We start from the raw sequence: 23,467 nt of genomic DNA on the forward strand, positions 1-23,467 counted from the left end.
CACAAGCGGACGCCAATCACATGGCGCCCGCTTTTTTTCTCCCATATGCGCAGTGTGCAACCTAATAGATCCTGGTAAACAAACCAGAAGCAACGCAACGTGCCATTCAATTGCTCGATGAGGCCGCAAATGCGGCCCGCCAGATCACACAGGAAGCCTATACACTTTTGGATGACGCAGAGGCCGCCGTCTCGGCCGAAAAAACAGTAATAAGGGAAAACGGGGCAGTACAAACAACGATAAAACAGGAAGGAGAAGTAGGACACGAAAGCCTGGTTATCACTCAGGCCGCCAATTACATCGACGATGCGCTGCTTTCCGGGCTTTCTGCAGAATTGCCAACAACCTCTGGTTACATCTCCAAATCCAAATTCACCAGTAATGCCCATAAAATAGATCCACAGGTTGATCCAATTCTTAAAGGCCATGCTGATGACATTATAGCCAATGGCGATCTTACCGGAGCCAAAACGGAAACATTACAAAACTATCTTTTCGAAAATAAAATGGGCCTCACGCGTCTCGATGGAAAAGTTGGAAGTAATAACGGTTTCGATGGACTGTTCGTTAAGGGAGCAACTAACAATCCGGAAAAGATTTTTATTACCGAATGTAAGCAGCAATGGAGTGGCGGTGTTTCCCTTGCTCCTGAAAACCTGAATACAGGGCTTTTAGCTCAAATGAGCGATAACTGGGTTCAAAGTGTTGTGACAAGACTTAGATCCGCAGGTAAAACAGACGTAGCTGATATGCTAATCGCGCATCCCACACTTGTTGAAAAAATAGTGTTAACTGTCAATAAAAGCACAGGAGACATTAATTTATTAAAACTGGGAAACTATTAAATTTGGGATATGGAATTACATCAAAGGACAAAAGAAGAAAGGCTGCTAGCTGCCTCTAATAGTCAAATAGCCAATTTGCCTCGGTTAAGAGAATCATTACTGACGGGGAAAACAAACGAAAGATTCTTTTCTATGACAGCTTGGTATCAGCTTGAGACTTTTGCCTTAAAAGCTCTATTTATAGATAAAGATATAACATTTGCAAGGTTATGTTTCTATAAATGCGGCTTACTGGACGAGTTACTTATAAACAAATATGATGAAAAGATTCTGAATGCCGGCATAGTACATTTGACGTTTGCCTTATTAAGTGACGATAAGGAGCTTATTCGCAGGTATGCTAATTTGACTGATAGCACTTATTTGCAAAAGGTAATGCAGGGCTTATCAACCCCCATGTATATTCTTCAATGTATCATGAAGGACGATTGGGCAGAGTTTGAGCATACCATGCAGATTATGAAAACCAAAACGGCTCCTAAACTTAAAATGGATTTAGATGCTGCCTATTTTGAGGCCTTTGCAGAAAAAGACAAGAACAAAATGGAACAAATTTTGGCCGAGTTGGTCAGCCCTAAGGTACATAAAAGAAGAAACAGCCAGCAGGTGTATGGAGAGTTCATCTCCCAACCCGCACTCGGCTACGCCAAACTGGCATGGCTAAAAGGCATTGAAGTGGAGGTAAACAGCCCTTATGTTCCTAAAGAGCTTTTACCGGTAAAGCCACTGGAATCTTACCGTGAACTGGATCTCTTTACAGATTTTCAATAGCATATTTCACTTTGCACAAGCGGACGCCAATCACATGGCGCCCGCTTTTTTTCTCCCATATGCGCAGTGTGCAACCTAATAGATCCCTGGTAAACAATCCAGAAGCAACCAACGTGCCATTCAATTGCTCGATGAGGCCGCAAATGCGGCCCGCCAGATCACGCAGGAAGCCTATACACTTTTGGATGACGCAGAGGCGGCCGTCTCAGCTGAAAAAGCAGTAATAAGGAAAGCGGAGCAGTACAACAACCATAAAACAGGAAGGAGAAGTAGTATACCAAAGCCTGGTTATCACTCAGGCCGCCAATTACATCGACGATGCGCTGCTTTCCGGGCTTTCTGCAGAATTGCCAACAACCTCTGGTTACATCTCCAAATCCAAATTCACCAGTAATGCCCATAAAATAGATCCACAGGTTGATCCAATTCTTAAAGGCCATGCTGATGACATTATAGCCAATGGCGATCTTACCGGAGCCCAAACGGAAACATTACAAAACTATCTTTTCGAAAACAAAATGGGCCTCACGCGTCTCGATGGAAAAGTTGGAAGTAATAACGGTTTCGATGGACTATTTATTAAAGGGTCGGCCCCAAATCCTGAGAAGATTTTCATTACAGAATGCAAGCAGCAGTGGAGTGGCGGCATAACACCTGCTCCCAGGAATATTAATACGGGTTTACCAGCACAAATGAGTGATGATTGGATCAGAGACGTTGCAACAAGACTTAGAGACGCAGGAAAGGTAGCGCAAGCAGATTTAGTGGAGGCGAACCTTCTATCGATAGAAAAGGTCGTAGTAACCGTAAACAAAAATACAGGGGATGTGAATTTATTGAAGCTTGGAAACTACTAAATTTGAATATGCAATTACCAGAAAAAAAAAAGAAGAGCGTTTGTTAGCTGCTTACAATAGTTATATAGATAGCATTTCAAAGTTTAAAGATTCTTTGTTGGCGGGAAGAACAAATGAAAGATTTTTCTCATTGACAGCTTGGGGAATATTTCAAACTTTTGCTTTAAAATCTTTTTTTCTCGACAGGAACCTATGTTTGACTAAATTGTGTTTTTATAAATGTGGGTTATTAGATGAATTATTAACCAATAAGTATGATGAAAAAATTTTAGATTATGGAATAGTTCATATAACCTTTGCATTATTAAGTGATAACAATGATCTGATTAATAGATACGCTCGATTAAAACACAGTATATTTGACGAGACAATAAAGCTAGGCTCTTCCACTCCTATGTATATTCTACAATGTATTATCAAGGAAGATTGGATCGAATTTGAACGGGCTATGCAGATTATGAAAAATAAGACGGTTCCTAAACTTAAGATGGATTTAGATGCTGCCTATTTTGAGGCCTTTGCAGAGAAAGACAAGAACAAAATGGAACAAATTTTGTCCGAGTTGCTCAGTCCTAAAATGCATAAAAAAAGAAATAGCCAGCAGGTGTATGGAGATTTCATCTCCCAACCCGCACTCGGCTACGCCAAACTGGCATGGCTAAAAGGCATTGAAGTCGAGGTAAACAGCCCTTATGTTCCTAAAGAGCTTTTACCGGTAAAACCCCTGGAATCTTACCGTGAATTGGATCTCTTTACAGATTTTCAATAGCACATTTCACTTTGCACAAGCGGACGCCAATCATCTGGCGCCCGCTTGTTTTTCCTCCCATATGGCGCAGTGTGCAACCTAATAGATCCTGGTAAACAACCCGGAACCATTACCGGAACCACCACTGCCGGTAGTAGTAATATGACCGGTATTACCATTACCATCATAACCCCATGCTTTATTATTATTCGCTGTACAATTGGTAACAGTGTGCGGAACATTCTGACCGGCGCTTCCGAGTTTGAAGCCGTTGCCGTCACCATTGCTGCCATACCCGTTATTGGCAGCAGTACAATTGGTGATTTTTACAGACTCAGGCTGACCGTAAAGATCCCATCCATCATCGGAGTTATGGGTAGCCGTACAATGATCGAACAGGTTGCCTGCACCTGCTGAAAGCTTACAGGCAAAACCATCGGCATTCTCCCCGCCGTTCTGGCTATCATAATTGTCGTAGGAATTGCAATAGCTAACATTGTTATGGTGTGAACCATTGTAAATCTGCAGACCGGAATCATGATTACCAGAGGTTGTTACATTATAAACATAGTTGTAACCGCCTGTCTGAAATACAAGACCGCAATCAGGGCCGTTTTTAATGACCATATTGGTAATGTTCCAGTAACTGCCGTTACATTTCACCCCCCATCCCGATGAAATACCGGAACAGTCAAGTGTCCCGCCGGTAAAATTGATCTTGGCGCTGGCGGTACCACTCCTGAGTAATTGTAACGTACTGGTTAATTTAATGGTGCCGCTGATAGTGATGATATCACCCGGGTTGGCAGCGGCAATAGCAGCCTTTAAAGCCGATTCCGTGGTCACCGTCGTGTTAACAGCTGCAACCACAACAGCGCTGGTAGTAACGGCTTGTAAAGAAGGATCATCAACGGAAGGTACTGGATCATTGTTTTTGGCACAACCTGCAAACGCAGTAGCAACGAAAGCAATCCGAAGAAAACTTTTCATACTTTGGCAATTTAAATATTTAAAGAAAAAACATAACAATAGCCGGAACAGCCATTCAATAAAATAAGTTTAAAGTTTTTCCTAAATATCTATGCAATCGTTGCCGGTGTCTTAAAGTTCCTGTTTGTAACGCTAAGTGTATTACGTGTATTATTGACACAAATATCTTCCCCTCCGCGGCAGGTTAACCCTCCCGCAATTCCCCAAAAAAATTAGCAAAGCCATTTCTTTTTGCTAAAAAAAAGGCCATTCCCCCTTAAAGCATCCTCAAAGCATCACTAAAGCTTCCTTAAAGCTTCCTAAGAGCATCCTGGAAAACACCTCGGAACCGTCCTTTTTTTTAGCAAAACCCCAAAACAACTGTAAGGAGCTCTATTAATTAGAATCCCGGTTTCCTTATCAATCCCTCTCCCAGCAACCGGCTCCCGGCACTGGTGACGAGATAATCATCTTCTATCCTGATGCCCCCAAAATCGAAATAATCCTTGGCCTTGGCGTAGTTGATGAAACTGGTGTGTTTACCTTCCGCCTCCCATGCCTGTATAAGCTCAGGCACAAAATATAAACCCGGCTCCACGGTAACTACAAAGCCTGGCTCCAATGCCCTGCCCAGCCGCAGCGACTTTAATCCAAACTGGGTGCTCTTTTTCAAAGTATCGGTATACCCCACATAAGCTTCACCGAGGTTTTCCATGTCATGAACATCCATACCAAGCATATGTCCAAGACCACACTGGAAGAACAACGCATGGGCTCCCTGGGCTACAGCTTCTTTTACATCGCCTTTCATCAGTCCTAATGCCTGCAGGCCTTTTACCAGCTGCTCACACGCCTCAAAATGAACGTCCCGGAACAACACGCCGGGCTTCATAAACGCAACAGCCGCCTCGTATGCCGCTAACACAATCTTATAAACCTCTTTCTGTTTCGGCGTAAAGCTGCCGCTTACAGGAAAGGTACGCGTAAGGTCGCCGGCATAATGCATAGCCGTTTCCGCACCGCAATCACACAATACCATCTGGCCGTTACGCAAAACGGTTGGGCCGGCATGGTTATGCAGGTATTGACCATTTACAGTTAAGATGGTAGGAAAGGAAAGCTGCCCGCCCTCGCTCACCGCCAGCCCCTGTAACTGGCCTGCGATCGCATATTCGGTAATCCCCTCTGCCGCCAGCTCCATTGCTTTCAACTGCATGCGATTGGTGGTATTTACACCTTTTTCGATCTCCGCTATTTCTGCATCGGATTTAATGGAGCGCTGCGCTACAATTGCCTTTATTAACGGCACAGAGGCATTTTCCTGTAGCAGAACAGCAGGTGTACTGAGCCATTCCTCCAGCTTCAAAATGGTCTCAGGACGGTAAGGCGGCAGATAATGCACCTGCTGGCTCCGCTGCCGGGCGCGTTCCAGTAACGAAGGCAATGCCGATACCGGCTTAACGTCACTAATGCCACATGCAGCCGCCGGTTCGGCCAGCGGAGCCACATAACCCGTCCATACCATTTCTTCTATGGTAAGATCGTTGCCAAACAGCGTTTCCGTATTGTTGTCTATATCCAGTAAAAAAAACAGGTTCGGGCGGTCAATGCCCGTGAAATACAGGAAACTGCTATCCTGTCTGAAATGATAAATATTATCCTTGTAATTCATGCTGCTGTCCTCATTACCTGTCAGCAACACCAATCCACTGCCAACAGCTTTCATGAGCTGTTGCCTTCTTTCAATATAAACCGGGCGTTCAAACATATGTTTCGTTTTTCCTTTCTGAAAAACGCAAAGTTCCATAAATATGCGTATCGATGATTGACAATTCTTAACCTTCTTGCCCCTTATAATGCCTCCGGACTAATGCCCCGGCTTATTGCGCAACGCTAAAAGATAAATAAGGACGCTTATCCGTAAATTGCATTTCCCAATAATGCGATCATGAGTTTGCTTAAAGACCTGTACTCAAAAACATTTTATAACCGCCTTTGCAACAGCCTCGAAAAAGCCATCCCGGGCTTCAACAGGAAAATATTCATCAAAGCCATTTATACACCGGCCTTTGAAGATATGGAGTTGAAAGAAAGGATGCGGCATACCACGCTTACGCTCCATTCTTTTTTGCCGGCTGATTTTGAAAATGCCGTAGCGCTGCTCAAAACCAGCATAGAACAGCTTCGTGCCGATGACTTCCCCAATGGAGGCCTCGAATTTATCTTCTTCCCCGATTATATTGAGTTATACGGACTGAATGACTACAAAACATCCGTTAAGGCAATGGAATTCATTACACAGTTTATTACATGTGAATTCGCTATCCGCCCTTTCCTTGTCAAATATAACGGCAAATTGATGCAGCAAATGCTGAAATGGTCGCTTCATTCAAACGCAGCAGTACGCAGACTGGCTACAGAAGGATGCCGCCCACGGCTTCCCTGGGCAACGGCCGTACCCGGATTGAAAAAAGATCCTTCGCCCATATTGCCCATCCTGGAGAACCTTAAAACCGATCCCTCAGAATCAGTACGGCGCAGTGTGGCCAATAATCTGAACGACATCTCCAAAGACCACCCGGGGCTGGTCATTGGAATTGCAGCCAAATGGAAAGGTATCAGCAAAGAAGTTGACGCCATCATCAAACATGGCTGCCGTACCCTGCTCAAACAGGGACATACCGGTATCCTGAAGCACTATGGTCTTGAAAGCAGGAAACTCACGCTTTCCAATTTTGTCATTCACACGCCCGAGGTAAAAATAGGAGAGAGCGTATCCTTTTCGTTTACCATCGCCAATAAAAACAGCGAAGCGCAAATGGTTCGCTTGGAGTATGGCGTATACTACAGAAAAGCAAACGGGAAGGCTACCAGGAAGGTATTTAAAGTAAGTGAACGGGTTTATGCACCCAAAGAAAAATGTACGATACAACGCCGTCAGAAATTTGTACTTATTACCACCCGCACATTCTATACAGGACAGCACCAGCTTTCGATCATCGTTAACGGAGAAGAAAAAGGAATTGAAGTTTTTGAGCTAAAAGATTAATATTTTTACAATATAATCGGAGGTAAAACAGGATAATGGAGCTGAAGTTTCACGCAGATACACCGTTTGAGATGCAATTGAGCTTTTCCGCTGTATTGGAACATTGGGAAAAAGTTGCAGCGAATAGCCCGGAAGAAAATGCCTATGCCGTAAACCTGCTCAGGCAGGCGGCAGCATTCCCGGAACTCAGGAATGGCATCACCACCGCAGCACAGCTCCAACAACATGCCGGCCTGCTCAGGCAGCTGCTTGCCCCGTTTTTTCCTGAAGGACTTACACTAAACGAAATCAAAGCTGTTAGCATTCCCTACCAGAATGTCATCTTCAATCATACCGAACGATTCGCAAATATCCTGAAAGCCGCCGGGCCTGAGTTTAGTATCGGCTTCGCCGATTTCAGCGAACACCAGTTTTATGTAAGCAGCTGCTGCCTTGTTTTGAACGAGTTTTACGGTACACAGCTCGACTTTGGCAAACCACTCTTTTATGAGATCCCCAACGAAGAAAATATTGTCAAATACTACCGGATCCTTTATAATGCCGATTTCCTGGAGATCGCACCTACTTCAAAAGCGGTTCCCATTTCTCCGGAAGAAATAGAGCAATTGTTGAACAACTACGATGACCTCGATCTTTGGAAACGGAAATTTCCAAAAGGCAGCTGGTGCCTGAAAGGTTTTGCCCTTATGACCCTTTTCGACGCTACCGTCGAAAACGCAGTCTCCATCTTAAAAGAAAGACTGCTGGGTATGAATGCAATTGGTTTTAAAGATACGGTTCAGTCTATCTTTAGATCTATTTACCGCATTCCCGATCTGCGTGTAGGGTTTACCACATTCAATCCCGATAATGAACAACTGATCCCTGACGCTTTCGGTCAGCAGCTTCCCAGTTATATGCTTACGCAACAGCAACCTGAAAAGGCCTGCAACCTGCTTTGCAACAACTCTTACAGCCACCTTATTACCAAACGTACCTATTTCGCAGTTTCCGATACACTGCAGTGGGAGGTCGATACCCCCGGTAATTTAATGGCCAGGCATTTCCTGGAGCAGGATATCCGCAGTTTTATCATCGCACCTATTGTAAAAAATGAAAAACTTTTCGGCTTCCTCGAAGTAGTGTCTCCAAGAGCAAGAGAGCTGAATAGCATCAACGCAAATAAACTCGACATTATCACCTCTTTTGTTACAGACACCATCGAACGGATGTCCGCTGAACTGGAAAACCAGGTGCAGGCAGTAATACAGGAAGAATACACCACCATCCATAACAGCGTGAACTGGAAATTCAGACAGGAAGCGCAGAAATACATTTTCGCCAGACAGGTAAATGAAACTTATGAATTACAGGAAGTCATCTTCCGCGATATCCATCCGCTCTATGGACAGGTTGATATTAAAGGCTCTTCCGATGCTCGTAATAACAGCGTACAGGCCGACTTACTTCTGCAGCTGGAAACCCTGTCTCTGCTGCTGAAAGAACTAAATAAACAGATAGCAGGCTCACCATTTCAAACCGACCTCGATCAGCTTAAAACATACCGGCTGGCGGCAACACTACCGTTAAAAGCTGGTACCGATCAATATATCAATCATTACCTCGATACGGAACTCCATCCCAGGCTGCAACAGATCAACCTACCCGAACTGTTGCCCGCTATTGACAGCTACTTTGTCAACACCAGCAAAGACACCGGATTGTTCCATCTAAACCGCCGGAAATATGAAACAACCATCAGCACAATCAACAGCAAACTCGCTGCCGTAATAGATCATCAGCAGCAACAGGCGCAGGCCCAATTTCCGCACTACTACGAACGCTTTAAAACCGATGGGGTAGAACATAACCTGTATATCGGATTTTCGATTGCACCCGGTCGCAACTTCACCAATAGCGACCTGCAGGCACTGCAGTTATGGCAACTGCGTACACTTTGCGATATGGAAACAGCACACTATTGTTTACAATCGTCATTACCATACCCGCTGGAGGTGACAACGCTGGTACTTGTTTACCATGGCACCATCGACATCCGCTTCAGGATGGATGAAAAACGGTTCGACGTAGACGGTACCTATAATGCGCGTTATGAAATTGTAAAGAAACGGATCGACAAAGCCTTCATTAAAGGCACACAGGAACGGATCACCCAGCCCGGCCTGCTCTCCATTGTATATTCAAGCGAAGCGGAAGAGCAGGAATACATGAACTATATCCGCCTGCTACAGATCGAAAAAAGACTGCAGAACAATATCGAAAAACAGGAAGTAGAAGACCTTCAGGGCATCTCAGGCCTGAAGGTGATCCGCGTTGCATTCATGCGCACAATTACTCCCGATGATCATTTGCTGGCCAACGGCTGCACACCATAAATGGCGTAACCACCCTATCCATTACCTGCACTCTCCTGACAACAACTTTACATAAAATATGCAATAACTTCATACTTATCCATTACCTGCATTGTTTTAACAACCCTATTCTATACAACTTGTTAAACCCGCCCCCAATTAATCGTTTTAGCTGTTACTTCGTTTAAACAAAACCCGTACGTATGGAAATGATGAAAGCTGCCAGATGGCATAAGGCTAAGGACATTCGTATTGAACAAGTTGAAACACCGGGCAAACCGGCGGCACATCAAATTAAGATCCAGGTAAAATTTGCAGGCATTTGCGGTTCCGATCTGCATGAGTATTCACATGGCCCCATGCTGATACCAGTAGAAAAGCCGTATGCACTCAATGGACACCAGGGAACAACAACGCTGGGGCATGAGTTTTCAGGAGTAGTAGAAGAAGTAGGAGATCAAGTTACACGTTTTAAAAAGGGAGATCGCGTGGTGGTAGAGCCGTTGTTCCGTAACCCGGATAGTGAATTCATCCCTAATGGCAAATACAATCTTTCGGAGCCGCTGGGCTTTGTTGGCTTAACGGCAAACGGAGGTTTCGCCAAATATGTATTGGTGGAAGATTATATGGTTTACAAGATCCCCGACAATGTAAGTTTTGAGCAGGGCGCTATTGTCGAACCTGCCGCCGTTGCTGTATATGCCGTTAAAAACACCGGGCTTGAAATTGGACAAAACTGCGTCATCTTTGGTGCAGGCCCCATAGGCTTGCTTTGTCTCCTGGCTGCAAAAGCAGCAGGTGCAGCCAAAGTAATTGTAGTAGACGTGGCCGAAAAAAGACTCGAAAAAGCAAAAGAGCTGGGAGCTGATGCCGTTATCAGCGGCAAAGAAGCAGACGTGGCCGGTAAAGTAAAAGCAGCCAATGGGGGAGAAGGCCTCGATGTATTCATAGATGCCGCCGGCGTGCAGGTAACGCTTGATGCCGGCATACAAAGCCTCAAAAATGGCGGCGTAGCGCTTATAGTGGCCCTCTTCGGCAAACCGGCAACCATCAACGCCTTTGATCTCGTAGCCCGGGAAATCACCCTTAAAGGAGTTATCGCTTACCGAAACATCTTCCCCGAAGTCATCAACCTTATCGCATCAGGCAAACTCCCCGTCGAAAAGCTAGTCACCAGCAAAATAATACTCGACAACATCGTAAACGATGGATTCGAAGCATTGCTCAACAATCCGTCACAAGTGAAAATACTGGTTGATATAGAAAAAGGATAACAACTCACTAAATTCGATGAGTTGTGCAGAAGCTCCCTACCGAAAGAACTTTTTTTTCCGGCACCCATAAAATGCTGAAAGCCGCCCGGATAACTAGCAGGCGGCTTTCAAAGAAACGGTCTCACACTTGTGTTGTAAAGACATTATTATGCGTATTGCACAACCGTTCTATTTTAATGTAACATCGAGATACACCGAATGACGGCCATATGTTTCGTAAAATGGTTTAAACATTACATCACCAATAGTGAAATGCAACTGCTGAGGATTTCCCTTAATTGATTTACTCAGATCTCCGGCATCCAGGGTTATTTTACGCCACTCCGTTCTTGCTTCCGGCTCCTGGGCCGCCAGTAATATCGGGCCATAAAATAAACTCGCAATGTTCTGCTGATCCATTACCGGGTCAAGGTGAAATTGAAATGGCATTTTCAACTCTATAGTATCACCGTCTTTCCAGTTGCGGCTTATTTTTAGATAAGTTCCCGGCTTTGCATGCAGCTTCTGTTCTGCACCGTTGATCTTTACAAAGAATCCTTTCGTTGCCCATCCCGGCACACGAACATAAAGATCAAATTTACCACTACCGTTTATCGTCAATCGTGTGTTATCTTCCTGCGGGAAATTGGTTTCCTGTGTCACAGCGATGTTGCGCTCCGTCCATTGAAGGGTCGAGGGAATGTATAAATTAACATACAACGCCTGGTCATCTTTACTCCTGAAATAGATTGAATTCTGAAGTTTGGTACTGCTCTCTATTGCAGTACCATTGCAACAGGTAAAGCCACTCATATCCGGGTTGCTGAACTGTTTAACCGACCCAGGCCTTAATGGCACATGATAGGTATTGGCCGGATTGTCCTTGGCTACAGAAGCAAGAATATGATTGTATAACGTACGCTCATAATAATCCATCAACGCTGCACGCTGATCAAATAAGAACAGGTCGCTGGTCAGCTTAAGCATATTATACGAAGCACAGGTTTCGTTTTGCCCCCCGGAAGAAAAGCCATTTTCATACAAGGTCGCCGGCTGACTGATAAAACATTCCGCATTCGCAGGATTACGTGCGCCGGCAACGCCGCCGATGCTGTACATATAATCATTAACAGCTTTGTACCAGAAGTTGTCGGCTACTTTGTAATATTCAGGATTATTTGAAACACGATACATTTCAATACTTCCTACGATCTGTGGTATATGCTGGTTGGCATGTAACCCGCGGAAAATATCTACATTTTTTGCCAGCCCGTGCGAATGTGCCGTATCACCAAAGAACACCCTGACGTTATCGAACAACTGTGCAGTTTTCAGGTATTTCTGTTCCCCTGTGATCCTGTATAAGCGGGCCATGACTTCATTCATACCTCCAAACTCACCGGCGATATAAGTATTCCACATCTTTATAAGGGTATCCTTTGGCAGGCGGCTTAAGCGGGCATATACCCAGTCACTCATCCCAACAGCTGTCGCAAGTGCTTTTTTATTGCCGCTTACTTCATATACATCCATTAAGCCCGCAAGAATTTTATGTAATGTATAGTAAGGTGCCCAAACCTGGTTCTTCTGTCCGCCATATTTAGCACCATGCTCCAGCATGATAAACTGATCCGGAGGATAGGCACTGATAAACCCTTTGCCCCAGTTCCAATAATCCGTCCTTATGCCCTCATCACTAAGATCTGAATCATAATTCGGTTTGCCAGGCCCATACGGAACAAGTGCAGGATCAGACACATGGAGCGAGCTGCCATCTTTCGGATTCCCGGCTAGTTGCGCCAGCTCATAAAGGGTATTTACCATATACTCCATTTTCCCGGCAAAATTTGCCTGGAGCAACTTGTCATATCCCGTGCCGGCATAAGCTTGCGCAATTGCTGTCAGATAATGTCCGGTTGCATGTCCTCTCAATTTGGTATCCTGGCTATCCCATACGCCCAAAGGTTTTGCACCCTGTGGCTGCTTTTGCCCAAAGGCATGGCGGAACATATAAAGAAATGAATTGGGATCAGTTTTAGCTAGTGTATCAATAAACTTGTTGCGGTTTTCTATGAACTGGGTGGCATGGTTATGCGCATCATTTTTAAGCGAAACCTGGTCCAGATTAAACGTAGCCAGCTTTAAAACCGGCGTGGTGATATTGCCGGCGTTTTTTACCGTAATAAACGCCCTTGGCTGGAAATGGGTTCCCGGCACACGACCCGTAACAATATAATTTCCCGGCTTTAGCACAGCGCTGTTATCAATGGGAGAGGGCCATATAACGCGCACATCAGGACCTTTTCGTCCCTGCCGGTAAGTTCCCTTTACATAACTCGGTATCCTTGGAAGACTTCCCACTTCTGTTTCCACTTTCACGTCACCTACCTGAATAAGATAGGCATTGTATAATTGAGCTTCTGTTGGTGAAAAATATGGCAGGTCGTCTTCATGTTTACCCGTTGTATTTACCACTCCGCCATTGACACCCCCACGGGAATTATTATAAATACCGGCAACCTGCCTTCTGCTAAGTGGAACTCGGTAAATGCGGAAATCATGTAGGAGAGCATTCAGGTTCGGATCTCCCGCCAGCAACGACTTTCCGATGTAAAGAAGTCTTTTTTCGCTCGATTGTTTACCAAATACTTCTGTCAGCTCCTGTGGAATATCTTTTGTTGCAGCCACAGGTTTGCTGTCTGCATAAATGATCATAGACTTCGAAGGAACATCTATCACAACAGCAATATGAACCCATTTATGCAGTTCCAGTGCCGGCGCAACAGCCGCGCTGTTATTTTGTTTCCCGGCTGTTATTGATGCCTGGTAACCCTTTTGATCATTTGTTCCGGCAGGAGATGCAACAAAATGCCTGGTGGCATCTTCTCCAAAATCAAATAAACGCTGGCCGGAGGCATTGGAACGAAGATAGATCCATCCGGATATACTGAGCGACTCCAGGTCCGTTAAAGCCGCACCAGGCAATGTAATGAAAGCATCGGCGCTGCCCGGTAAAGACAACACCTTTCCAAAACGATTGTCATTAACAAACTTAACGTCGGCGCTTTGAGCCCTGGCATGCAGGTTATTACGCGACCAGTCTTTTAGATCTCCGTTAAACACATAACGCGCAATCATTCCCGTTTCACCGATCCCATCCAGTATCTGGTCGCCGTTCTGTGCCCGGGCGATAACGATACCCTGGATCATAACAGCTACAGACAAAATGACCCGCAGTAATAGTTTGTAGATTTTCATATTTGCATAATTTTCACCAATTGCCTTCTGTCTGTAGATCCCGCTTTGGCAATTCAAAATGAAACTATGAAGAATCTCTGTGTCGTTATAAGTATATTTTAGCTCATAATCAGATAATATTAACAGGCACTCTTTGCCTATTGTGCTTTGCCAATCATAAACTGGTAAGCAGCTGCCTTATTCCGGTAACCGGCTAACGCGGTTACCAGTTCGCTGCTTGCCTCCTGGTATAAAGCCTGGGCATCCATCAATTCCGTAATACTAGATAAGCCACTTGCGTAATTATCCTGGCTTACTTTTAAGTTCTCCGTTGCCTGCGCCAGGTTCTCTATCGCAAAGGCTATCTGCTTCGTGGCATCCGATACATCGTACCACGATTTTGTAATACCCACCTTCAGTTGATTCTCTACATCTTCGAAACGATTTACCACAGCCTGCTCGCTTAGTGCTCTTTGTTTGAGCTTTTGCTTGCCTTTGCCCCACCAGTCAGAAATAGGAACGCTTACTGTACCCAGTGCCAGCGGCATAAACTTGCTGCCAATGCCGTTACCTACGCTCCCTGCTACTGCTGCATTCACGCCCACGGAAACGGTAGGCATATAATCCCCCTTGGTTAATTTGGTTTGTAGCTTTTCACCGCTTACCTGCATCTTCATAAGCGAATAATTGGTATTGGCCGAAAGGGTAAGATCCGGCCCCGCAGGATCGGGCAACATAAGCTGACTGGCATTTAACGTATCTTCCATGATCAACAGCGAATCGTAAGGCATCCCGGTATAAAAACAAAAATCGAGTAAAGCCAGTTTTCTCCCGTTTTCAAGTTTGCTTTTATTCAGCAACAACTTGCTCCGCTGCACCTTTACCTTTAACTGATCGTTACGGGCGATAAGACCGGAAGCAAGAAGATCATTTTGCTGCTTTAATACTGTATCCAGCAAATGCTCGTTTGCAATGATCACCTTATACTGCTCCTGCAAATTTATCAGGTTCCAGTATTTTTGCTCTGTAAGCAATAGAACAGAATCGGTTGATTGCTGCGCTCTCACCCTGCTGGCTTCTAATTGCAGCGCAGCCAGTTCATTCGACGTGCGCACTTTGCCACCTGCATACACAGGCTCCATAGCCTGTGCGCCGGTAAAATAAAAATTATCGATGCCCTGGGTAAGCAGGGGAGGAATAGGCGAAATAAAATCCTTGAAACCCTGCGCCCCAACGCCAACTACCTGTACCGATGGGTAGTAAGCAGATTTGGCCGCCAATACATCGGCCTGCGCCGATTCTATACCCAAGGCGCCGTTCTTTATGGCTTTGCTGTAAGCAAGAGCCGCCTTTTTGCTCTCCGACAATGATATCGTCTTTTGCTGGCTATAGGTAGGCGCCGCAGCAAGAGCAGTAAACAATACTATGACTAATCTTTTCATGATCTCTTTTTTAATGTACGGCCTCCGCTGCATTACGCTTTTGCTCTTCCTTATGAAAAAATAGCCAGTAAAGAGCAGGCAGCACAAACAGGGTTAACACCATAGACACCAGCAATCCAAAACATATAACCGTTCCCAGCGGCCCCCATAACGAAGAACGGCTGATGATCATAGGTATCACCCCAACAGCAGCAGCAGTTGATGTTAGGAAAATAGGACGCATCCTGCGCTCTGCAGCAATCCTCGCAGCATCTTTCACACTGTAACCTTCATTCTGCCTGAGCTCTTCTGCAAAATCGATAAGAATGATACCATTCCTGACCACTATACCACACAAGGCCAATAAACCTATAAACGAAGTAAATCCAAAAGGATAACGCATTAACATCAAACCTAAGCCTGCCCCAAGCACACTCAAAGGCATGGTTGTAATACTAAGCAGCGCATATTTCACGTGTTTGAAATGCCATACCAGGATGAGGAAGATAACGATGATGCTGATAAGAAGGGAGCCTGCCATAGGCCCTTCATTTTCTTTCTGCATCTCCAGCTCCCCGCCGTAACCTATATGGGTGCCCGCCGGTAACTGGATAGCCTCAACCTGGCCCTTAAACTTGTTCAGCAGGCTTGTAGCAACCTCTCCCTGTTTTACATCCATCCTAACAGTAAGTGTCCGCACTCCATTACGGCGTACTATCTGCCCATCCTGCCATTCAGCTTTCAGGTCTGCTACCTGGCGTAACGGAACAATAGTGCGGCTGGTTTGCACAGGTACGCTCAAATCCAGAAGTTCTTCAGTACTGGTCCTTACCTTTTTATCGGTTTTTACTTTTACATCCACAGCATAACCATTCTCCCATACCTGTGTTGCCTTCAGGCCCTGCATGTTCATGGCCACAACATTGGAGATATCTTCTTTCGTAACCCCCAAACGCGAAGCCTCCTCGTTATTGATATCAAGATGAATCGCATGTTGAGGCTGTTCGTAATCAGTACGCACCCAAACAATACCCGGTTGCTTTTCAGCAATCCTTTTAACAGTATCTGCAGTACGCTTCAACACAGTAAGATCATTTCCCGATATACGCACTTCAATAGGAGCGGGAGCGCTGATCATATTCAGTTGCTTTAACCGCACATAAGCCATCGGAAAGGCATTGCCATATTTCTCCGCATATTCAGAAAGGATTTCCTCTGTTGTCTTTTCCGTCGTTGTATTGATCAATATTTGGGCGTAATTCTTTGCAGGCAACTGCGGAGCATAAACGGTATGGAAACGTGGAGAGGAGGTGCCAATAAAACTTGTATAGTTGGTGATACGTTTGTCGTTGGCCATAATACGCTCCATATGTTTCACAATACTATCGGTTTGCTCCAGCCGCTGGCCGTTAGGCAGGTAGATCTCCATTGCAAACTGGTTGCGTTCTACCTTGGGAAACAACTGCTGCGGCAGCTTCGACATAAAGAAACCTCCTGCTATAATCGACAACACTCCCAATCCTATGGTAATAACATAATGGTCAATGGCATTACGTACCTGCTTATTAAACACCTTCTGTATCCTGTCAAGCAATGATTTTTTATCCGTCTTTTTATTACCATGTTGTAATCCCTTCTTTATGAAAAGTGTATTGAAATAGGGGACAAGCAACATCGAGATCACCAGTGAAAGTGTTAAGGCTATAATAATGGTGAACGGGAACACTTTGATAAAATCGGCGGCAATACCCGACATAAAGAAAATAAGCGGTGTAAAAGTGGCCGCAATAGCCAATGTAGCTGTAAATACCGAAGGGAACAGCTCTCTTGCACTTTCTTTGGCAGCATCCCACACGCTCATCCCATGATCAAGCTTTTCTATATGGTTGTCTATTACCACTATCGGATCATCAACTACAATACCCAGCACAATGATCAATGCAGCAAGGGTTACCGTATTTAGCTCCAGCCCAAAGGTGTACATAAGCGCCAGCGTCGCCGCAATGGTAATAGGAATAGTTGCCGCTGCCACCGCAGCCACACGAAACGGCAGCAGAAATACGGCAACTATTATAACTCCTATCAACGCAAAGCCAAACTCCTTCATAAAGTGGCCTATGGACTCGTTAACCACCTCAGGTTGATTGGCTAGTTTTGACAACTTAATATCCGCCGGTAACCGCGGACCTAATTCAGCCAGCTTTTTATCTACCTTCTCTCCAAAATGAACAATGTTCTTTCCAGCAGTCATCTCCATACTGATCACAATACACTTCGTCCCGTTTGCGGTTACATACGAATCAGGACTATCGTATTCGCGGGTAATGGTAGAAATATCCCGCAGCCTTACTACATTGCCATCCTTATCAGTCTTGATGATCTGGTTGGCCAGGTCGGTTTCTGTTTTAAAAAAGGAGGTAAGATGTATCGGCCGGTCTGCAGCATCACCTTCCAGTGTACCGGTAGGACTAATAGCGCCTTCTTTCTGCAAAGCCTGCATCAGGTAACCGGAAGTAATACCGTAGTTAATAAGCTTGTTGTTATCTACATAAATGCTGATCTGCTCATTTAAGCTGCCAACTCTTGTGATACGTGCCAGGTCCTCTATTTCACGTAACCCATCTTCTATATCCTCCACATTTTTTTGTAGTCCTTTGTAAGAGCGGGATGGCGATTCCACTGCCAGCAGTATTGCAGAAGTATTCCCATAATCACTGTTAACCATGATGCCTTTTACTTCCTGTGGCAACTGTGCCTTCAGCAACAATACGCCATTCTTGAGCTTGTTCCAGAAGGCTTTGGTATCGCCGCTGTTTACATTATTGGCTACTTCCACAAAAACATACATCATTCCATCACGGGAATAAGAATAGGTCTTTGCCTTGTTCACCTCATTAAAACTAAACAGGTATTCTTCTACCTTCTTCGTGAGTTGCTCCTCTACCTGCTGTGAGGATGCGCCGGGATAATACCCGATCACCAATCCCTGCCGTACCGTAAATTCAGGAAACTCGTTCCTGGGCATATTAAACAGCGCATATATTCCCACCAGGAACAAAACAGCCGCCAGCGATAGCGGAAAGGCCTTGAACCGCATGGCCCATTCCACTGCATTGCTTTTTAATTTCATAAAACTCCCTTATGCTGTTTATTGAGAAATAATTTGAATGGGAGAGCCATCTGTCACCTTGTGAAAACCGGATATAATAACCCGTTCATCACCGGCTAGTCCGGAGGTGACTTCTATACCATTCTTGTATAAGCGGCCAGTAGTTACTTTTTTACGCACTGCCTGCTTGCCGCCTGCATCCGCTACAAAAACATACTGGCTGCCCGCTTCATCCACCTGTACAGCTTCCGCAGGTATAATCGTTTCGTGTTGTATGCTCGTAGTAGCTGCTGTTATGGCTTTTTCAAACTGAACCGTAGTAACCATGCCCGGCTTTAACGACTGGTCACTGTTGTTCACACGAACTTTTACAGTGTAGTTGGGACTGCCGCTGGTCGCCAGTACTGCCACTTCATCAACAGTACCGTTATAAGCCCTGTTATTTAAAGCAGATACGGTCACCTGTGCTTTGGTGCCTTTTTTGTAAGTGGCAACTTCTGCCTCAGGTACCGGTACAACAACCTGAACCGATGATATGTCCAATAACTGAACCACAGGCATGCCCGGCCCGGCGGTGCTGCCCGCTTCCATACGTTTGCTGCCTATGTAACCGCTTTGCGGCGCTACTATTCTGGTATGTACTATATTCTGGTAGGTTGCCTTCGCCGCCGCAGTAGCCTGCTCATATTTTGAACGGGCTTCTATCATCCTTATTTCTGCTATGCTTCCTTTTTTATAAACTTCGGCTATCCGGTTATAGTTTTCCTCGGCCAGCTTTACCTGGGCCTGCTGTGCATCATACTGGCTGCGATACGCCGTTTCATCTACCGTACCTATCAACTGCCCTTTGTTCACTAACTGCCCTTCTTTAACTGGTAACGACGTTACCGTACCTCCCACCTGGAAACTAAGATCTATTGTTTTCCCGGCCGTAACGGTACCCGTATATTCCAGGCTGCCCTTAGATGATGCTGCAGAAGAACTGTTAAGCGCCAACACAGCTACATTCACCGGGATCTTCGACACCGGTTGACCGGAATCATTTCCACACGAAACAATACCTGTTAATGCCATTCCAATAGCAAAAGGCCGGATCACTGACTTTACTCGTTGCATAGTTTCATTATTCAATTAGACACTATTTGTATTTTTGTCGAACCTGGTTGCAAAAAAAATTACTTCAGCCCCTTATACAGAATATTAATGAGCCAGGACAAACGGTTTTCCAGGTCCTCGACTTTATCCTGTAACGCCATTTCCATCTCAAAGCTCCGGAAGGCCGTAACAAGCGCATTGGAGAGAAAAACAAGCTCTCCTTCATCCATTGGCGCGATCTCATTATCAGCAATCCCCCATTTCAACAACTGCTGTAACGCAAAAGTTTCCTCCTCCATTAATATTTTTGATAACCGCCCGAAAATTTCAGGCTGAAGACGCAAGTCCTCCAGCAAATTCTGATACTGGTTCTTTAAGGCAATAATGCCGCCCAGCTTTGTACTGTAATAAATATGCAGGTTATAACTTGTACCTGCTTTCTTCTGTAACTTCAACGACGCCTCGTGCATAATAACGCTTAATTCGCTCAATACACAAGCCTCAAAAACCTCTTTCTTGTTCTTAAAGTAGTGGTACAGCGTACTGCGTCCCTTGCCGGCTGCCTTGGACAGATCGTCCATCGACACCTTCGACAAGCCATATCGCCGGAAGACCTCCTTCGAGACCTTGACAATATGCTCTTTTACGACGTCGTGTTCTGTTTCCTCTTTCATTCGACAAAAATACACAAAATGTCGAAAAATGAAAAACAACGGCAATATTTCTCTACACATTGTTCTGGCATCTGCACCCTCTTTCAGAGGCGCTTAGTCCTCGGTAGAAAAAAAGCCGCTTATTAAAGAACTGGCCTAGAATAGAACTGCTCCAGTTGCAACTGCCAGTTTGCTATAACCTCAGAACCTGCCTTATCGGCGCCATCAAAGAAAAAATGCCTTTCTACTGTTAATCCGCAATAACGGTATACGCCTTCATCAGATGTCAGCAGTAGAGCTTTGTCCATCCCCTTTGCATTGTATTCTGCTGCCGACTTGCCATGCGTGTTGATGACAGCAGCTTTCTTCCCCTGTAATAGCCCCTTCTGAACACCATTATCATACCGGTAGGCAAAACCATAACTAAATACACGATCAATATACCCCTTCATGATAGCCGGCATGCCTGTCCACCAGATAGGATAGATAAAACTGATGAAATCGGCTTCTCTGATGTATTGCTGCTCTTTTGCTACATCTTCCGCAACCTGGCCCATTCGTTGCCCCTGGATATCTGGTAACGACAGTACAGGGCTAAAATTCAATTCATACAGATCTCTTAGGATAATGTCGTGCTCCTTTGCTTCCAATGCATTGACAATAACCTGCTTAAGATAATGATTCAGACTTGTGCTGTTTGGATGCGCATAAATGATAAGATGCTTCATGACTTTGTTTTTGTAAAACAAAACTAGAAAGCAGGCGACAGGAGAAATTGTAAGAAAACGAAATCAACGTCACGGGAGAGGACGGCATATGTTTTCCTGGAAACGGAGGAAAGCACCCGGTGTAAGATTTAGAAAATGTTTAAAATCATGCACCAGCTGGCTTTGATCATAGTAATCACACGCTACAATAATATCAAACCAATCAATTTTAAGGGCTCCTGTAGCAAGCTTATCCTGCACAAGATTCACAGCTTTCAAAAAACGCCTGTAGCGGATAATTTCCTGAAGACTGTAGCCAAACTGCTTTTTCTGCTGCAATTGTACATTACGTTCTGTCTGGTTGGTATCCCTGGCAATTGTTTTTACCAGGTTCAGGTACGTGTCCTGCTGCAACAGTAACGAAGCTGTGATATGCTGTTGCCCAAGATAGGGAGCTGCATACTTCAGGATAGCATCCACACGGGCTTCCGGCATCTTTATCTCTCTTAAAACCTGCCACAGCCCGGTAAAACAATTATCCCCGCTCAGCGCATCGGTTGCTATCGGAATATTGGACATCACCTGCTCACCAAAAAACCGGTAAAAGGCATCGTTTTTAAAATTCGCAACAAGAAGATCGGAGCCAGGCGGCAATAGATAGTCAAAAGCCCTCTTGATAGGACCTAATACCATACACTTGTCCATCGCTATTTCGGCATTTCCGGATAAAAGTGTAACAGGCGTACCAAAGCTGAAAACGAGAATCGTTTGAAATCCGGGTAGCAATGTTTTGCTTATTGTCTGCGGGCCGGAATTCACCGCGTAATAGAAATGAGAGAACACCTGCTCAAATGCAGCAGGTACAGTAATTCTACCATTATGTAACCCTGTTATATCCACCTGGCAAATCTAATAAAAAGATCCCTTCCTGTTTTAATATTGGGAACCTTCCCGGCTGACTACTCCTATAATTTCTGAATTTCTAAAATATATTATCCTTATTTTCATTACAAATTAAAAAATAAGTCAGGTATAACAGCATCCCGTGCCAATGTGCGGTAGCAAACCCTTGCCACTAACGAAAGAAGGCCCTATGAAGTATTTAAAGATCTTGTATGTGCAGGTGCTTATTGGCATCGCCCTGGGCGTTATTGCAGGCGCACTGATACCCGCTGTTGCAAACCCTGCAAAGCTGATCAGCGAAACCTTTATTAGTATGATCAGGATGGTGATTGCTCCTGTCATATTTCTCACCATCGTATCAGGAATTGCCGGCGCAGGCGATATGAAAAAGGTGGGCCGCGTCGGACTCAAATCCCTGCTCTATTTCGAAATCGTTACAACATTGGCCCTCATCATTGGACTGGTCACCGCCAACCTGTTAAAACCCGGCGCCGGTGTCCCCAAAGCCTCTTCAAAACCCTCCGCCCAGGTGGCTGAATATGCTCAGAAAGCGCATGATATTAACTGGGCCGAATTCTTCACTCATATCGTCCCGTCTAACGTTATTGACGCCTTTGCAAAAGGAGATATACTGCAGGTCCTGTTCTTCAGTATCCTTTTTGGGATAGGACTTAAAATGCTCGGAAATGCAGGTAATAGTTTCCTTGGCTCCCTGAATACCATCAATAAGGTTTTATTTAATGTACTGAAGATCATTATGCGCCTCAGCCCCATTGGCGCATTCGGAGGTATGGCTTATACGATAGGAAAGTTTGGCTTTTCAACACTTATCATTTTGGGCAAACTAATGATCACTTTTTATCTGACAGGGTTCTGCTTCATCTTTATTGTACTCCATCTGGTATGCCGTTACTATAACATCAATCTGTGGAAACTGCTTGGCTATATAAAAGAAGAGCTCCTTATTATACTTGGCTCCAGCAGCAGCGAAGCAGTATTACCTTCTGTCATGCAAAAACTCACCGATGCAGGATGCGAAAAGGAGGTAGTAGGACTGGTCATCCCCACCGGCTATAGCTTTAATCTCGATGGTACCACCATCTACCTTAGCATGAGCGTTATCTTCCTTGCCCAGGCATACAATGTCAACCTCACCCTAAGCCAGCAACTCACAGTCATTGGCATCCTGCTCCTGACAAGCAAAGGCGCTGCTGCAGTCACGGGAAGTGGATTTATTGTCCTCGCATCAACGCTTTCCGCACTCAAAATTATCCCTATCGAAAGCCTGGCGCTTCTTATTGGTGTCGACCGCTTTATGAGCGAGGGTCGCGCGATCATCAATTTCATAGGAAATACCATCGCCACCGTTGTCATCGCTAAAAGTGAAAATGCATTGGATACAGCTACCTATCAGCGGGTGGTTAACAAAAAAGCGATCGTAATTCCGTCAGAACCACCACCCATGTCTCAGGCAGTATAAAACCATAACCCTGTAA

Annotated in this window: 17 protein-coding genes; 8 read left to right on the top strand and 9 right to left on the bottom strand. The window is 45.0% G+C overall.

Annotated elements, in window-relative coordinates; translation table 11 throughout:
• Positions 1–110: 110 nt before the first annotated feature.
• From ESB13_RS04400 to ESB13_RS04415, 4 genes are all read left to right on the top strand, one after another.
• Positions 111–845 carry a hypothetical protein gene (locus ESB13_RS04400; protein ID WP_129001808.1) on the top strand — a complete coding sequence of 245 codons (735 nt, stop codon included), beginning with the start codon at positions 111–113 and terminating at the stop codon, positions 843–845.
• A gap of 9 nt (positions 846–854) precedes the next feature.
• Positions 855–1,616, top strand: coding sequence for an Imm49 family immunity protein (locus ESB13_RS04405; protein WP_129001809.1), 762 nt, complete (start codon positions 855–857; stop codon positions 1,614–1,616).
• Between the two features lie 347 nt (positions 1,617–1,963).
• A complete protein-coding gene (locus tag ESB13_RS04410) occupies positions 1,964–2,473 on the top strand; it encodes a hypothetical protein (RefSeq protein WP_129001810.1) in 510 nt (169 codons plus the stop codon).
• On the top strand, positions 2,460–3,242 hold the full coding sequence (locus tag ESB13_RS04415) for an immunity 49 family protein (protein ID WP_129001811.1): 783 nt from the start codon (positions 2,460–2,462) through the stop codon (positions 3,240–3,242). The genes ESB13_RS04410 and ESB13_RS04415 overlap by 14 nt, the downstream gene beginning before the upstream one ends.
• A 78-nt stretch (positions 3,243–3,320) precedes the next feature.
• Here the strand turns inward: ESB13_RS04415 and ESB13_RS04420 are convergent, their stop codons facing one another.
• A complete protein-coding gene (locus ESB13_RS04420) occupies positions 3,321–4,211 on the bottom strand; it encodes a right-handed parallel beta-helix repeat-containing protein (RefSeq protein WP_129001812.1) in 891 nt (296 codons plus the stop codon).
• Between the two features lie 379 nt (positions 4,212–4,590).
• A complete protein-coding gene (locus tag ESB13_RS04425; protein WP_129001813.1) occupies positions 4,591–5,958 on the bottom strand; it encodes an aminopeptidase P family protein in 1,368 nt (455 codons plus the stop codon).
• A gap of 180 nt (positions 5,959–6,138) precedes the next feature.
• Between ESB13_RS04425 and ESB13_RS04430 the strand changes: the two genes are divergently transcribed.
• The 3 genes from ESB13_RS04430 (at position 6,139) to ESB13_RS04440 (ending at position 10,867) form a co-directional block, all read left to right on the top strand.
• The gene (locus tag ESB13_RS04430) at positions 6,139–7,239 is read left to right on the top strand and encodes a DNA alkylation repair protein (protein WP_129001814.1); all 1,101 of its coding nucleotides are present in this window, start codon (positions 6,139–6,141) and stop codon (positions 7,237–7,239) included.
• Positions 7,240–7,274: 35 nt separating this feature from the next.
• The gene (locus tag ESB13_RS04435) at positions 7,275–9,614 is read left to right on the top strand and encodes a GAF domain-containing protein (protein ID WP_129001815.1); all 2,340 of its coding nucleotides are present in this window, start codon (positions 7,275–7,277) and stop codon (positions 9,612–9,614) included.
• Positions 9,615–9,796: 182 nt separating this feature from the next.
• Positions 9,797–10,867 (top strand): 2,3-butanediol dehydrogenase, encoded by a 1,071-nt coding sequence (locus tag ESB13_RS04440; protein ID WP_129001816.1) that lies wholly within the window; start codon positions 9,797–9,799, stop codon positions 10,865–10,867.
• Between the two features lie 168 nt (positions 10,868–11,035).
• Here the strand turns inward: ESB13_RS04440 and ESB13_RS04445 are convergent, their stop codons facing one another.
• The 7 genes from ESB13_RS04445 to ESB13_RS04475 form a co-directional block, all read right to left on the bottom strand.
• Positions 11,036–14,104, bottom strand: coding sequence for a beta-L-arabinofuranosidase domain-containing protein (locus ESB13_RS04445; RefSeq protein WP_129001817.1), 3,069 nt, complete (start codon positions 14,102–14,104; stop codon positions 11,036–11,038).
• Positions 14,105–14,241: 137 nt separating this feature from the next.
• Positions 14,242–15,525, bottom strand: a complete 1,284-nt coding sequence (locus ESB13_RS04450; RefSeq protein WP_164974090.1) for a TolC family protein — start codon at positions 15,523–15,525, stop codon at positions 14,242–14,244.
• Positions 15,526–15,535: 10 nt separating this feature from the next.
• Positions 15,536–18,634, bottom strand: a complete 3,099-nt coding sequence (locus ESB13_RS04455) for an efflux RND transporter permease subunit (RefSeq protein WP_129001819.1) — start codon at positions 18,632–18,634, stop codon at positions 15,536–15,538.
• A gap of 18 nt (positions 18,635–18,652) precedes the next feature.
• Entirely contained in the window at positions 18,653–19,729 is a 1,077-nt protein-coding gene (locus ESB13_RS04460; protein WP_129001820.1) for an efflux RND transporter periplasmic adaptor subunit, read from the bottom strand.
• 59 nt (positions 19,730–19,788) lie between these two features.
• Positions 19,789–20,382, bottom strand: coding sequence for a TetR/AcrR family transcriptional regulator (locus ESB13_RS04465; RefSeq protein ID WP_164974091.1), 594 nt, complete (start codon positions 20,380–20,382; stop codon positions 19,789–19,791).
• 122 nt (positions 20,383–20,504) lie between these two features.
• Positions 20,505–21,089 carry an NAD(P)H-dependent oxidoreductase gene (locus tag ESB13_RS04470; RefSeq protein WP_129001822.1) on the bottom strand — a complete coding sequence of 195 codons (585 nt, stop codon included), beginning with the start codon at positions 21,087–21,089 and terminating at the stop codon, positions 20,505–20,507.
• Between the two features lie 69 nt (positions 21,090–21,158).
• The gene (locus tag ESB13_RS04475; protein ID WP_129001823.1) at positions 21,159–21,968 is read right to left on the bottom strand and encodes a helix-turn-helix domain-containing protein; all 810 of its coding nucleotides are present in this window, start codon (positions 21,966–21,968) and stop codon (positions 21,159–21,161) included.
• A 193-nt stretch (positions 21,969–22,161) separates the two neighbouring features.
• Between ESB13_RS04475 and dctA the strand changes: the two genes are divergently transcribed.
• The gene (gene dctA, locus ESB13_RS04480) at positions 22,162–23,451 is read left to right on the top strand and encodes a C4-dicarboxylate transporter DctA (RefSeq protein ID WP_129001824.1); all 1,290 of its coding nucleotides are present in this window, start codon (positions 22,162–22,164) and stop codon (positions 23,449–23,451) included.
• Positions 23,452–23,467: the final 16 nt, after the last annotated feature.

Origin of the sequence: Filimonas effusa (assembly GCF_004118675.1) — a bacterium.
Classification (GTDB): Bacteria; Bacteroidota; Bacteroidia; order Chitinophagales; family Chitinophagaceae; genus Filimonas; species Filimonas effusa.